This is a genomic window from Romboutsia sp. MSSM.1001216sp_RTP31141st1_G3_RTP31141_220114, from assembly GCF_039031195.1.
Classification (GTDB): Bacteria; Bacillota; Clostridia; order Peptostreptococcales; family Peptostreptococcaceae; genus Romboutsia_C; species Romboutsia_C hominis.
Map to the genome: position 1 here is coordinate 14,026 of NZ_JBCIUO010000011.1, position 15,033 is coordinate 29,058.

A 15,033-nucleotide genomic window follows, 5' to 3' on the forward strand; every position below is an offset into this window, starting at 1 on the left:
TTATATCTTAATTTCTGTCATATTTATTTTTCCATTATCTATATCTAATATTACAAAACTTTTATATGCGACTCCCCTTGGAAAAGATACACTTCCAGGATTAATATATAAAATTTCACCTTTTTCTTTACATAAAGGTGTATGAGTATGACCAAATACAACTATATCTGCATTTACAGACTTTGCTTTTATTTCTAGTTCATCTAATCCATACTTTACTCCATACTTATCCCCATGACACAAGAATATAGTTTTATCCTCTATATCAAATACCAATTCATCTTCTACATTTTCAAAATCACAATTTCCTTTTACAGCCATAATAGGAACATTAGTCATATTGTGTATATACTTAGAATCAGAAAAATTATCTCCTGCATGAATTAGTAAATCACAATCTTTTAAGTAGGGTATAGCTTTATCTATAAACTTAGTTATCATGTGTGTATCACTTACTATACCTATTTTCATTATCTCACTACCCTTTTAGAAAACTCACTTTTCATTAATTTTAATGCATTAGCTCTATGGCTTATACTATTTTTTACAGAACTTGGCATTTCTGCAAATGTCTTATTATATCCACTTACTATAAATAATGGGTCATATCCAAATCCATTTTTACCTTTTTCTTCAAATCCTATAGCCCCTTCACAAGTTCCTCTAACTACAAACTCTTTTCCATCTGGGAATACTACAGCTATAGCTGATACAAATCTTGCAGTTCTTTGACTTGCAGCCACATTATTTAAAGATTTCATTAACTTTTGTCTATTTTCTTCATCAGTTGCATTTTCTCCTGCAAATCTAGCAGAATAAATTCCTGGTTTTTTCCCTATAGCATCTACCTCTAATCCTGAATCATCAGCTATTGTTATCATATTTGTTTTCTTTGCTATAGTTCTTGCCTTTATAAGTGCATTATGTTCAAATGTTTTTCCATCTTCAACTATTTCTATTCCCGCTAAATCTACATCTTTTAATGAATATACATTGTATTCAAAATCTTCTAGTATAGCACCTATTTCTTCTAATTTATGAGCATTATTTGTTGCTATAACAACTTCATTTCCATACTCCATACCTAATATTTCATCTGCTATTTCACCTAAAGCAGCTCTTTGCGCTTTTATTAATTCTTTATTTCCTTTTTCACCAAGTTCTAATAATTTATTTAAATCATTTCTTGAGAAAGGTCTTTCTTCTCCAGTTCCCTGAACTTCAACAAATTCACCTTTATCAGTCATTATTACATTCATATCTACATGTGCATTTGAGTCCTCTTCATAACATAAGTCAAGCATATGTTCTTGGCCAACTATACCAACACTTATTGCAGATACAAAGTTTGTTATTGGCATTTCTTTTATTGCTTTTGATTTATGTAATTTATTTAAAGCATCTACAACCGCTACAAATGCCCCTGTTATTGATGCTGTTCTAGTTCCACCATCAGCTTGAATAACATCACAGTCTACCCATATAGTTCTTTCGCCTATTTTAGATAAATCTACAACAGATCTTATAGTTCTTCCTATTAGTCTTTGTATTTCTTGAGTTCTCCCGTCTAGCTTTCCTCTTGATGCTTCTCTTATTTTTCTTTGATGAGTAGATCTTGGTAACATAGAATACTCAGCATTTATCCATCCTGTGCCAGTGTGTCTTAAAAATGGTGGTACTTTATCTTCGATTGAAGCTGTACATATTACTTTTGTTTCCCCCATTTCTATAAGCACAGAACCTTCTGCATATTTAGTATAATTTCTAGTTATTTTTATATCTCTTATTTCATCATTTTTTCTATTATTAATTCTCGCCATATAAATACCTCTCTTAACCTTGTATGCTTAGCTTTTGTATATACTAATAATATTAGCATATATTGTTAATAGCTTTCTACATTCGTAATATTGTAGATGAAATATTATTTCTACAATAGTTTGCTTATTACTTTAATTCATTTTCTACTTCTTCTTTAGACTGTAAGCCTGTTAGTTGTATAAATTTATCTTCATCAATTACTTTTACACCCAAATCATTGGCTTTAGTTAATTTTGAACCTGCTTCTTCTCCAGCTAATACAAATGTTGTAGACTTACTTACACTTGAAGTAGCCTTTCCTCCCCTAGACTCTATCATCTCTTTTGCGTCATTTCTTTTAAGAGTTGGCAATGTACCTGTAAGTACGATTTTCATCCCCTCAAATATTTTAGCAATATCAGAACTTTCGTCTTGTATTGACTTTGTATTTACACCACAGCTCTTTAATTTTTCTATTAATTTTATATTCTTTTCTTCTTGGAAGAATTTAACAACACTATTTGCCATTATTCCCCCAAACTCTTCTAAATTAACTAACTCTTCATTTGATGCAGACATTATTAAATCTAAATCCTTAAAGTTATTAGCTAGTATTTTAGCTCCCTTAGTACCAACAAATTTTATTCCCAATCCATTTATAAGTCTCCATAAATCATTTGATTTAGACTTTTCAATTGAGTTTAATAAGTTATTTGCTGATTTTTCTCCCATTCTATCTAGTTTTACAACTTCATCTTTATTTAATGTATATAAATCAGCTATATCTTTAATTAACCCTTTATCTAGTAAAAGTGTTATTATAGATTCTCCCAATCCATCAATATTCATAGCATCTCTAGACACAAAGTGAATTATACCTCTTCTAATTTGAGCTGGACAAGATATATTAATACACTTAACAGCAGATTCCCCTTCTAATCTTACTGTTGGTTCAGAACATACAGGACATTTTTTCGGCATTTCAAAATCTATTTCATCTCCAGTACGCTCTTCTTTTATAACTTCTACAACTTGAGGAATTATATCACCAGCCTTTTGAACCAATACTGTATCATTTATTTTTATATCTTTTTCTCTTATGTAATCTTCATTATGAAGTGTAGCTCTACTTACACTAGTTCCTGCTAGCCTTACAGGTTCTAGTACTGCTGTAGGGGTTATTGTTCCAGTTCTACCTACTTCAACTATTATATCTAAAATTTTGGTTTTCTTTTGTTCTGCTGGGAATTTATATGCTATTGCCCATCTTGGACTTTTAGCAGTATATCCCATAGTTTCTCTTTGAGCTAAATTATTTACTTTTATAACCATACCATCTATTTCAAATCCTAGCTCACCTCTATTATCTGTCCAATATTTTATATGATCAATTACATCTTGTATATTATTATATACTTTATAATTTGGACTTACCTTAAATCCTAACTCTTTAAGATAATCTAAGGCTTCGCTATGATTCTTAAAATCTGTGTTTTGTACATACTCTAAATTAAATATAAATATATCTAAAGGTCTTTTTGCTGTTAGCTTAGGATCTAATTGTCTTAATGAGCCTGCAGCTAAGTTTCTAGGATTAGCAAATAATTGTAATCCTTGTTTTTCTTGTTGTTCATTAACTTTTTTAAAATCATCTTTAGATATGAATACTTCCCCTCTTACAACAACTTCTTCTTGATCTTTTATTCTTAAAGGTATACTTTTTACTGTTTTAAGATTTTGAGAAATATCTTCTCCTACAATACCATCCCCTCTAGTTGCTCCCTTTTCAAATAATCCATTATTGTATGTAAGTCCTACAGATAAACCATCTATCTTAAACTCTACAACATATTCTACTTCACCCTCTACCATGTCTCTTACTCTTTTGTCAAAATCTCTTAAGTCTTGTGCAGAATATGCATTTGCTAAGCTTAACATTGGTATTTTATGAACTACTTGTTCAAACTTATCTAATGGTTTTCCTCCAACCCTACTTGATGGAGAATCTACTCTTTTTAACTTAGGATTTTCTTCTTCTAACTTTATTAGCTCCTTCATTAGATTATCATATTCATAATCAGATATTTCAGGAGTATCTTCATTATAGTATTTATCATTGTGATAATTTATTAAATCTATTAATTCACTTATTCTATTCTCTACATTCACTATTATCACCTCTTATGTAAAATCTTATTTTTTATTATTGCCATTTTATAACTTTAATATATTTTAGTATATCACTATAACCTCATCATTTGTTTAATTATTTCATATTATAATTTCTCTATAATAAAAAAATAAAAGTCCTTCAATTGCTTGAAGGACCAATCTATTTAAAAATAAATGTATATATGACTGTGATGATAAATTCTGAGGTGCTATATACATTTATTTAATACTATTCTAACCAAATTCCACTATATTTATTTGCATTTTTATTTCTTTTCTAATTTTGCTACACATTCTACGTGCATAGTATGAGGGAACATATCTACTGGTTGTATTTCAGTACATCTATACCCTCTTTCATCTAGGTAATTTAGGTCTCTTGCTAATGTAGATGGATTACAAGATACATATACCACTCTATCCGGTTGCATTGATATTATTGTATCTAATACTTTCTCATCACATCCTTTTCTAGGAGGGTCTACTACAACTACATTAGCTGTTTTTCCTTCGCTATACATCTTAGGAACAACTTCTTCAGCCTTACCTACATAGAATTCAACGTTGTCTAATTTATTTATATGAGCATTTATTTTAGCATCTTTTATAGCATCTTCCACTATTTCTATTCCATAAACCTTTTTTGCCTTTTGAGCTAAGAATAATGATATAGTCCCTATTCCACAGTATATATCAAATACAGTATCATTTTCTTTTAAATCAGCATATTCTAAAGCTTTATTGTATAAAACCTCTGTTTGAACTGGATTTACTTGGAAGAATGATAATGGAGATATTTCAAATACTAAATTTCCTATATAATCATTTATTTTTCCATTTCCATATATAACCCTATTTTCTTTTCCTAATATAACATTAGTTTTTTCTCTATTTACATTAACCACTAAAGTTTTAAATCCTGGTATATTTTCTTCTAGTACTGATGCTAACTCCTTTAAATATGGCAACTTCTTGCCATTAGCTACTAATACAACCATTACTTCATTAGTCGTAAATCCTATTTTAGTTACTAAATGTCTTAATACTCCAGTGTGTGTTTTTTCATCATAAACACTTACATTATATGCATTTATATAAGTCTTTATTATTTTCACTATTTTATCATTTATGTCATGTTGTATTATACACTTGTCCATTGGAATTATATCATGGCTTTTTTTCTTATAAAAACCTATTACTGGATTATTTCCACTCTTTTGTATAGGAAATTGTGCTTTGTTTCTATACCTAAAAGGATTTTCCATTCCTATAGTATTGTGTATTTCTACGTTATCTAATTTTCCGATTCTCGTTATAACTTGTTTTACTTCATTTGTTTTTATATCTAATTGCTTTTGATATTCTAATTCTTGTACCTGACATCCACCGCAATCTTTAAGTGAATCACTACATTTTCTATCAACTCTAAATGGTGATTTTTCTATTATTTCAACTATATCTCCAACTGCATAGTTTTTCTTAGATTTGTTTATTTTAACTTTTACCTTGTCTTCTACTAATCCGCCCTCTACGAAGACTGTAAATCCATCATGTTTTCCTATTCCTACTCCACCTTGACCTATATCAACTATATCTACAATATATTCTTTATTTTTTGTCAACATCAAAGTATCCTCCGTCCGTATATTTTAAAGCTACAAGAATTTATTTTACCAAAAAAATAGAGCCTTATAAAGCCCTTATATAAATAAATCTCTACTTTTATAGCCCCTATACATTTGTAAGCAAGCAAATAATAATAATATAAAACCAAATATAGGGCCTATATATACTAATTTTTCTGCTAAATGTTCTGCTACCCCACTATCTACAATAGCCTTAACTGCGCCTGTGTAGTCTGCCTTGGCATTAATTCCATATCTTATCCATGTAAAAGAAGTCATTATAGCTACAGGTACAACACTCATAGTCATATAAAATCCCGTCATGGTTCTTTGTTTAACACCTTTTAGACCCATGTATATAGGTAAGAAAAATATCACTGGCAATATAAATCCATAAAACTGTGGAGATAGTGCTAAAAACAATATGGAACTAAATAAAAAACTCGTAATATACTTTCTTAAGTAACTTGTCTTTCCCTCAAAGTCACATAAAGATGCTTTTAAATATCTTATGTAAACTTCTATACTTCCTTCTATTTTGTTTTCATCTTTAGATCCTTTAATTTCTTTTAAAAGCTCTGTTCCTTTTGAATTTAGTTGCTGATACTGCTTTTTAAAATTTTCATTTATTTCTATGTCCTCATACTTTGTATATAATGTTTTAAGCTGTTTTATGTATTTTTCCTTTTTATTATCCTTTATCCTCTTAGATTTCTCAACCTCTATTCTTATTTGATTTATAGTTGTCATAACTGATTTTCCGCCCATTAAAATCCCCCCTTAAATATATATTAATATACTTAATCTATTTTTACCTTATTATATATGTGTTTTATTCAAAAAACCCTACAGTAAAATTAAGTAGGGTTTTTATATTTTATCTTACTTTTGATCTTTAATTATAGTTTTCATAGATACTCCTATACAAACAAATATTGTAGTCCATATTGTCCCCATAAATACCCATGCAGCGCCTGTCATAAGTTCAACCTCCTTTATTTTATGAAGTTGTTACTTTATTTGATTCTATTTCCTCTTTATATTTAGATTTGATAGATTTATATGATTGAATAAAGCCAATCAATAATACTCCAAAAACAACTGCTCTACCTAAATTTACCCAAACGGCAAACTCTGGTATACCTTCTATATAGCTTGGTGTTATTTTAAAGTTACCAGCCATCCAGTAATCTCTTGTGAAGAATACTAGGAAAGTTATTATAGTTATTGGTGTTAAGAACTGATGGAACAATCTAAAGAACCACTTAGGGACTTTCCATAATCCGCCTCTATTCATTTCTTGTAAAGCCTTATCTTTAACACACCAACCTATTACTATTATCTCTATTAACCCAAGAACTATCAGTAAGTAGTTACCTATCCAGTTGTCAATTTCTGTAAAGTAAACTAAGTTAGCACTTTGAGTTAGTATTGACTCTAATGCTATTGGTGCCCCAACTATTAGATATCCAACAAATACTATCCAAGCACCTTTCTTTCTATCTATACCTGCATCTTCTTCTAGTAATGCAACTAAATAATTGTACATTGCTATTGCAGATGTTATACCAGCAAAGAATAACAATAAGAACCACAGAGCTCCAAATATTCCTCCACCAGTCATAGTGCTAAATACATTTGGTAATACCATAAATGCAAGACCTATACTTCCTTTTATACCTTCTGGTCCTAAAAATGCATAAGCTATAGGTATAACAGCTGTACCACCTAATATAACTTCTGCAAATTCATTTAATGATACTGTAGCTACAGAAGCTGTTACTATATCTTCATCTGGCTTTAAGTAAGATGCATAATTGTGTATTATACCCATACCTAAAGATAATGTGAAGAATATTTGACCTGCTGCTGCTATTGCAGATGACCATGATAATTGACTAAAGTCTGGATTCCATATAAAGTTAAGACCTGCTAATGAACTCCAATCTGGATTGACTGGTGCCCCTAGTGTCAACGCTCTTATACCTAGTATAATACCAAATACATAAAGCGTAGGCATCATAACTTTGGCCCATGATTCTATACCTTTTTGTATACCTTTCATTACAGCAAATGCTAGACAGAGTAATGAAATAACCCAGAATATTAAATTCTTCGGATCTTGTATATAACTTCCAAAGAACGCTCCTGGATCTGAATTGTATCCTCCTGTCAATGAGTTGAATGCAAACCCTAATGACCATCCTATTATGTGATTGTAGTAAGAGTTAACTAATATAGTAACTCCAAAAGCTATCATTCCACATAAAGCTCCAACTATAATTGCTTTTTTCGGAGCCATTGCTTGCTTAGCCTGTAAATACATCATAGGACCTATTGTACCATGCCCATATTTACCTCCATGGCGTCCAATACTCCATTCAACTAACATTATAGGTATACCTATAACTATTAGTGCGAAGAAGTATGGTATCATAAATGCTCCTCCACCATTTGAAGCGGCTACATATGGAAATCTCCAGAAGTTCCCTAGCCCAACAGCATTACCCGCCATAGCCAATATAAGGCCAACCTTAGAACCCCAATTCTCTCTACTCTCTGACATTTGTATCCCCCCTTTTTTTATAGTTATGCTCTAAATGAGGTGCATATTACTGTTACATATCAATTTGTTACAGAATATGAATACAAAAAATAGCCACTAAGTTTAATTATTAAACTTAGTGGCTAATATATAACTCAAAAATATAGTATAACTGACTTTAGGCATTTTAAAGTTGTTATTTTTAAGTTTTTAGAAAATTTAAAATTATTTTTTAATTCTTTTTACTACAGAACTCTACTTGATCCTCTATATATTACTCCTCTTGATGCATCAACAGTTATAACCTCTCCATCTTTTACTATACTTAATATATCTCTAGCTGAAACTATAACTGGTTTATCTAAGTTTAGTCCAACTATTGCTGCATGTGAAGTCATTCCGCCTTCTTCTGTTACTATAGCTCCTGCTTTTTCTATATATGGATTCATTTCTATATCAGTCATGGTTGTAACTAATATATCTCCTTCGTTAAACTCTACACATTCCCCTACATTTCTAACTATACGTACATTACCTTCAGCAGTCTTACTTCCAACACCTATACCATTTGCTATTTCTTCACTTATAACATGAACTTTTATTAAGTTAGTAGTTCCGCTTACTCCAACAGGTACTCCAGCTGTTATAACAACTAATTCTCCATTGTTTATGTATTTAGCATTTTTAGCTGCTTCTATAGAGTTTTCTATAACTTCATCTGTATTGTGAGCATTAGATGCTTTAACACTATATACTCCCCAAGTAAGAGCTAATCTTCTCATAACTTTTTCATCATCAGTAGTAGCTATTATTGGACACTTAGGTCTAAATTTAGATACCATTCTAGCAGTGTATCCTGTAGATGTAGAAGTTATTATAGCTGATGCATTTAAATCTATTGCAGTTGTACAAGTAGCATGACTTATTGCATCTGTTACTGTTGAGTTATTATTAGTATTTTGCTTTAATAAGTTATCGTAATCTAATGTTTCTTCAGTTCTTTTAGCTATTGTAGCCATAGTCTTAACAGCTTCAACTGGATATTTACCAGCAGCAGTTTCTCCTGATAGCATTATAGCATCTGTTCCATCGTATATAGCATTTGCAACATCTGTAACTTCTGCTCTTGTTGGTCTTGGATTTCTTATCATAGAATCAAGCATTTGAGTAGCTGTTATTACTGGCTTAGCTAATTCGTTACATTTTCTTATTATCATCTTTTGAACTACAGGTATATCTTCTGTTGGTATTTCAACTCCAAGATCCCCTCTTGCAACCATTATACCATCAGAAACTTTTAATATTTCATCTATATTATCTACACCTTCTTGATTTTCTATTTTAGATATTATTTGTATATCTGTAGCATTATTTTTTTCTAATAATTCTCTTATAGCTAATACGTCTGATGCTTTTCTTACAAATGAAGCTGCTATGTAATCTATACCTTGAGATATACCAAATTCTATATCACTTGCATCTTTTTCAGTTATAGCTGGTAAGTTTATCTTAACACCCGGAACATTTACACCTTTGTGATTTTTAACTACTCCAGAGTTTTCAACTACACAAACGATATCATCTCCATTAACTTCTTTAACTCTAAGTCCTACTAATCCATCATCTATTAGTATAGTATCTCCTGAAACAACATCTTTAGCTAAATCTTTGTAACTTACTGTACAAATTTCTTTTGTTCCTATAACATCTTTCATCGTTATAGTAAATGTTTGCCCTTCTTCTAATAATACTTCTGGGTCAGCAAAGTTTCCTGTTCTTATTTCTGGTCCCTTAGTATCTAATAAAAGCGCTACTGGCTTTCCTAATTTTTCTCTTACCCCTTTAGCAACATCAAATCTTTCTTTGTGCTCTTCATGAGATCCATGAGAAAAGTTAAATCTACAAACGTTTAACCCACTCTCAACAAGTTGTGTTAATACTTCTTCCGTACTTGATGCTGGTCCTAATGTACAAACTATTTTTGTTCTCTTCATATTATTTAACATATATATGCTCCTCCTAAATTATATAGATAGTATTTTTGCCATCTCATAAGTTTCCTTATCAAAATCCCTAGTCATTGATAAAGCTTCAGTTATATCCATGTCAATTATTTCATTTGCTCTAGTACCTACAACTCTTCCAGCTTTACCATCTAGAAGCAATTCTACCGCTCTAACGCCCATCTTACTAGCTAATATTCTATCAAATGCCGTTGGACTTCCTCCTCTTTGGACATGTCCTAGTATTGTAACTCTTAAATCTGCATTTGTTCTAGCCACTATTTCTTTTCCAAGGTCTTGGGCATTTCCAACACCCTCTGCTAAAATTATTATACTGTGTCTTTTACCCCTTTTCTTTGTTGTATCTAACTTATTACATACATCATCTACATTATAGTTAATTTCTGGAACTATTATAGTTTCCGCTCCTCCTGCAAGACCAGCATATAAAGCTAAGTCTCCACAGTGTCTTCCCATAACTTCAATTATGTTAACCCTTTCATGAGATGAAGAAGTATCTCTTATTTTACCTATGGCATCTATTATAGTATTAATTGTTGTATCAAATCCTATAGTATAGTCTGTATACGCTAAGTCATTGTCTATAGTTCCTGGTAATCCTATTGCAGGGAAACCTAACTCTGTTAATTTTAATGCACCATTAAATGATCCATCTCCACCTATAACAACTAAACAATCTATACCATATTTTTTTAAAACTTTAACTGCTACTTTTCTTCCTTCTTCAGTTTTAAACTCTTCACATCTAGAAGACTTTAATATTGTTCCACCTCTATGTATAATGTCACCTACAGAAGATAAGTTCATTTCTTCTAGGTCTTCTTCTATTAACCCTTTATATCCTCTGTTAATTCCATATACTTTGCATCCGTAATAAATAGCAGATCTGACAACAGCTCTTATAGCTGCGTTCATTCCTGGAGCATCTCCTCCACTTGTTAATATACCTATAGTTTTCATAATGATACCTCCTAGTATATATTACATACAGGGACATTAATCGTCCCTGTATCTTTTTTTTATCCCATCAAAGTTAAAAAAATTAAACATGCTAATATATTCTTTTCTGATATTATACCATAATATACATTACTTTTTTAATAATATTATTAATATTCTTCTATTTTATTTTTATTCTTTATAGTACATAGGAAATTATATTCCTATTTTAACTTTATAGTAAATATAATCTCCTAAAATGTACTTTATTAAAATATTTTATCTAACGTTTTATTATAAAACTTCATTATTATCTTTATTTCTTTATCTTGATACAACTCTTAGGTAGTATTTTTTCTAAGCTATACATCAACTCTTCACATATATCTACACTTAGACCATTCCACTTGTATAATTGTTTTGTATCTTCTGCATATAAAAATACATTTTCTTTTCCTAAGTGATTTTTAAATACATCACCTATACGGTTTATAATATCTTGATTTTTATGACTATCTACCTTTAGGTATAAACCAAGTTTAGAATTGTTGCCTACCTGTGATCTTTGTCTTTGATTGCTATCTACTCTATTTTTATATCTAGACTCTTCAAACTTAGAAGTGTCACTTATATCTTTTATCTCTCTAGCTATAAGTTTTGCATTTTCATCCTCTTTTATACTTAGAGTACCTTTTACATATATAATATTATCTTCATTTAGTATATGATTGTATTTTTGCAGTAATTGAGGAAATACTATTATTTCTATTGTTCCATACAAATCCTCAAGTTCTATAAATGCCATAATATCATTTCTTTTTGTAGTTTTTATTATTTTATTAACTACCATACCACCCATTATAACTTCTTTTTCATCTAGTGCTAAATAATTTTCAACATCGTCTTTTAAAGCATTTAGTTTTCCATTATCAATAGAAGTTCTTCTACTTATTTCTTCTTCAAATTGTGAAAGAGGGTGTCCACTTACATACATTCCTAGGACTTCTTTTTCTAAGTTTAGCTTTTCTCTTTCCTCATATTCTTTTAAACTTGGTAACTTACTAACTTCTTGTAATTGAGTAGACTCGCCTTGAGATCCAAATGCATCAAATAAAGATATTTGACCTTGAAGATTTTTCTTTCTGTCCATAGAGACACTATCGATTAAGCCTTCATACCCTGCCATTAGACTTGCTCTATTTTCAGATATTTCATCAAAAGCCCCACACTTTATTAAACTCTCTATGACCCTTTTGTTTATATCTTTTGAATCTAATCTTTTTAGAAGATCTGATATATCTGTAAATCTGCCATTAGCTTCTCTTTCTCTTATTATATTATTTATAATATTCACACCGACATTTTTGACAGCTGCTAGTCCAAATCTTATGTTAGTTCCCTCAACTGAGAATTTAGAAAAACTACTATTTATATCTGGCCTTAATATTTCAATTCCTAATGCGTTACATTCTCTTATATATTCAACAACTTTATCAGTATTACCCATTACACTTGTTATTAAAGCTGCCATAAATTCTACTGGATAGTGTGCTTTTAAGTAGGCTGTTTCATATGATAATACACCATATGCAGCAGCATGCGATTTATTAAAAGCATATTTTGCAAAGTCTATCATATCATCAAATATTTTTTCAGCGATTTCTTCTGGAACACCATTCCTTACACACCCAGCTATTTCTATATTTCCGTCTTCATCTTCTTTACCATGGACAAAGTATCTTCTTTCTTCTTCCATTACATCCATCTTCTTTTTACCCATAGCTCTTCTAACTAAGTCACTACGGCCATAAGTATATCCACCTAAATCTCTAACAACCTGCATAACCTGCTCTTGATATACTAAACATCCATAGGTAACATCCATTATAGGTCTTAAAGACTCATGTAGGTATTTAACTTTATCTGGATTATTCTTGTTTTCTATATAAGTAGGTATAGAATCCATTGGACCCGGTCTGTATAAAGATATTCCTGCCACTATATCCTCGAAATTATCAGGTCTTAATTGTTTCATGAAACTTCTCATCCCAGCACTTTCTAATTGGAATACACCTAGCGTATTACCTGATGATAAAAGTTCATATACTTTTTTATCATCATAATCCATTTTAGAAAAGTCTATTTTTACACCATGATTTTTTTCTATCAATTCAAGTGCATCTCTTATTACAGTTAAAGTTCTCAGTCCTAAGAAATCCATCTTTAAAAGACCAAGCTCTTCTAATGTAGTCATAGTAAATTGAGTTGTTATAGCATCTTGGTGTTTATATAGTGGTACATATTCATCTACTGGATTTTTAGATATAACTACACCTGCTGCATGGGTAGATGCATGTCTAAGCATTCCCTCTATTTGCTTTGATATATCTATGATTTCTTTTGTTTCTTTATCTTGTTCATATAATGCTCTTAGATTTGGATTGGTTTCTAGAGCTTTATCTATTGTCATCCCTAAAGCAAATGGAATTTCTTTTGCTATTTTGTCTACTTTGTTATATGGTACATCTAAAACTCTACCAACATCTCTTATAGCAGCTTTAGCTCCCATTGTTCCAAAAGTTATTATCTGTGCAACGTGATCTTCACCATATTTTCTTTTTACATAATCTATAACTTCTTCTCTTCTTTCATAACAGAAGTCAATATCTATATCGGGCATGGATACACGCTCTGGATTTAAAAATCTTTCAAATAACAGTGAGTATTTTATAGGGTCTATATCTGTTATTTTAAGGGTATATGCAACAATAGAACCTGCCGCACTACCTCTACCTGGACCTACCATTATATTATTTTCTTTAGAGAAGTTTATAAAATCCCATGTGATTAAGAAATACTCTACGTATCCCATTTTTTCAATGACACTTAATTCATAATTAAGTCTATCTATAACTTCTTGACTTGCGGTACCATATCTTTCTTCTAATCCCTTAAAGCAAAGTTCTCTAAGATAGCTATCTGGTGTATAACCTTTAGGAACTTCATATTGTGGTAAATGTATTGTATTAAAGTCAAATTCTACATTACATTGTTCTGCTATCTTTACAGTATTATCTAATGCCTCTATGACGTCTGGAAATACCCTTTCCATTTCTTCTCTTGATTTTAGATAAAATTCATCACTACCAAACCTCATTCTATTTGGATCGTTTAAAGTTTTACCCATCTGAATACACATAAGTGCATCATGAATCTTTGCATCTTCTTTATTAACATAATGTACATCATTTGTAGCAACTAATGGTATACCTGTTTCTCTTGAAAGTTTTATTATTTCTTCATTTACAGACCTTTGCTCTTCTATGTTTTGGTCTTGTATTTCTAAATAATAATTACCCTTTCCAAATATACTTTCATATTCTAAAGCGTATTTTTTTGCTTTTTCATAATTTCTATCCATAAGAGATTGTGCTATATCTCCTGCTAAACATGCTGATAAAGCTATAATTCCCTTACTATATTTTCTAAGTTCATCCATATCTATTCTTGGTTTATAATAAAATCCTTCTACATAAGAAGTAGATACTAGTTTTATAAGATTTTGATATCCTTCCATATCCTTTGCTAATAAAACTAAATGTCCTTGATTTTTATCATAATTAGGGTCTTTATCTCTTAATCTACGAGGTGCTGTATATACCTCACAACCTATTATAGGTTTTATTCCTTCTTTTTTAGCTGTTTTATAAAAATCTATTACTCCAAACATACAACCATGGTCTGTTATGGCAATAGAACTCATATTCAATTCTTTTGCTTTACTCACAAGCTTCTTTACTCTTGAAAAACCATCAAGTAAACTATACTCCGTGTGAACATGAAGATGTGCGAAATCTTTGCTCACTAAACCACCTCCTGTCTTATCTTCTTATATTACCATAAAATAAGGTGATAAAACTTTAATTTT

Annotated in this window: 9 protein-coding genes; all 9 read right to left on the reverse strand. The window is 30.5% G+C overall.

Features of this window, described 5'->3' with window-relative positions; genetic code table 11:
• The 9 genes from ABCP60_RS12680 to ABCP60_RS12720 all read right to left on the reverse strand — a co-directional run bounded on the left by ABCP60_RS12680 (window position 1) and on the right by ABCP60_RS12720 (window position 14,970).
• Window positions 1-471: a metallophosphoesterase gene (locus ABCP60_RS12680; protein WP_092922362.1), complete on the reverse strand. Its 471-nt coding sequence runs from the start codon at window positions 469-471 to the stop codon at window positions 1-3.
• Window positions 471-1,820: a ribonuclease PH gene (gene rph / locus ABCP60_RS12685; protein ID WP_092922359.1), complete on the reverse strand. Its 1,350-nt coding sequence runs from the start codon at window positions 1,818-1,820 to the stop codon at window positions 471-473. The genes ABCP60_RS12680 and rph overlap by 1 nt, the downstream gene beginning before the upstream one ends.
• 127 nt (window positions 1,821-1,947) lie before the next feature.
• The gene (gene ligA / locus ABCP60_RS12690) at window positions 1,948-3,969 is read right to left on the reverse strand and encodes an NAD-dependent DNA ligase LigA (RefSeq protein WP_343101840.1); all 2,022 of its coding nucleotides are present in this window, start codon (window positions 3,967-3,969) and stop codon (window positions 1,948-1,950) included.
• A 269-nt stretch (window positions 3,970-4,238) separates the two neighbouring features.
• Window positions 4,239-5,597 carry a 23S rRNA (uracil(1939)-C(5))-methyltransferase RlmD gene (gene rlmD / locus ABCP60_RS12695; RefSeq protein WP_343101841.1) on the reverse strand — a complete coding sequence of 453 codons (1,359 nt, stop codon included), beginning with the start codon at window positions 5,595-5,597 and terminating at the stop codon, window positions 4,239-4,241.
• Between the two features lie 75 nt (window positions 5,598-5,672).
• Window positions 5,673-6,365: a hypothetical protein gene (locus tag ABCP60_RS12700; protein WP_343101842.1), complete on the reverse strand. Its 693-nt coding sequence runs from the start codon at window positions 6,363-6,365 to the stop codon at window positions 5,673-5,675.
• Window positions 6,366-6,597: 232 nt separating this feature from the next.
• The gene (locus ABCP60_RS12705; protein WP_092922347.1) at window positions 6,598-8,163 is read right to left on the reverse strand and encodes a sodium-dependent transporter; all 1,566 of its coding nucleotides are present in this window, start codon (window positions 8,161-8,163) and stop codon (window positions 6,598-6,600) included.
• 224 nt (window positions 8,164-8,387) lie between these two features.
• Window positions 8,388-10,148: a pyruvate kinase gene (gene pyk, locus ABCP60_RS12710; RefSeq protein WP_092922344.1), complete on the reverse strand. Its 1,761-nt coding sequence runs from the start codon at window positions 10,146-10,148 to the stop codon at window positions 8,388-8,390.
• An 18-nt stretch (window positions 10,149-10,166) separates the two neighbouring features.
• Complete coding sequence (pfkA, locus tag ABCP60_RS12715; protein WP_092922341.1) at window positions 10,167-11,126, reverse strand: 6-phosphofructokinase; 960 nt, start codon at window positions 11,124-11,126, stop codon at window positions 10,167-10,169.
• A 295-nt stretch (window positions 11,127-11,421) separates the two neighbouring features.
• Entirely contained in the window at window positions 11,422-14,970 is a 3,549-nt protein-coding gene (locus tag ABCP60_RS12720; RefSeq protein WP_195581455.1) for a DNA polymerase III subunit alpha, read from the reverse strand.
• Window positions 14,971-15,033: the final 63 nt, after the last annotated feature.

What these genes read in the sequence shown, in the direction of transcription:
- ABCP60_RS12680 (WP_092922362.1), bottom strand. Translation starts at nt 471, where the DNA reads ATGAAAATAGGTATAGTAAGTGATACACACATGATAACTAAGTTTATA.
- rph (WP_092922359.1), bottom strand. Translation starts at nt 1,820, where the DNA reads ATGGCGAGAATTAATAATAGAAAAAATGATGAAATAAGAGATATAAAA.
- rlmD (WP_343101841.1), bottom strand. Translation starts at nt 5,597, where the DNA reads ATGTTGACAAAAAATAAAGAATATATTGTAGATATAGTTGATATAGGT.
- ABCP60_RS12700 (WP_343101842.1), bottom strand. Translation starts at nt 6,365, where the DNA reads ATGGGCGGAAAATCAGTTATGACAACTATAAATCAAATAAGAATAGAG.
- ABCP60_RS12705 (WP_092922347.1), bottom strand. Translation starts at nt 8,163, where the DNA reads ATGTCAGAGAGTAGAGAGAATTGGGGTTCTAAGGTTGGCCTTATATTG.
- pyk (WP_092922344.1), bottom strand. Translation starts at nt 10,148, where the DNA reads ATGTTAAATAATATGAAGAGAACAAAAATAGTTTGTACATTAGGACCA.
- pfkA (WP_092922341.1), bottom strand. Translation starts at nt 11,126, where the DNA reads ATGAAAACTATAGGTATATTAACAAGTGGAGGAGATGCTCCAGGAATG.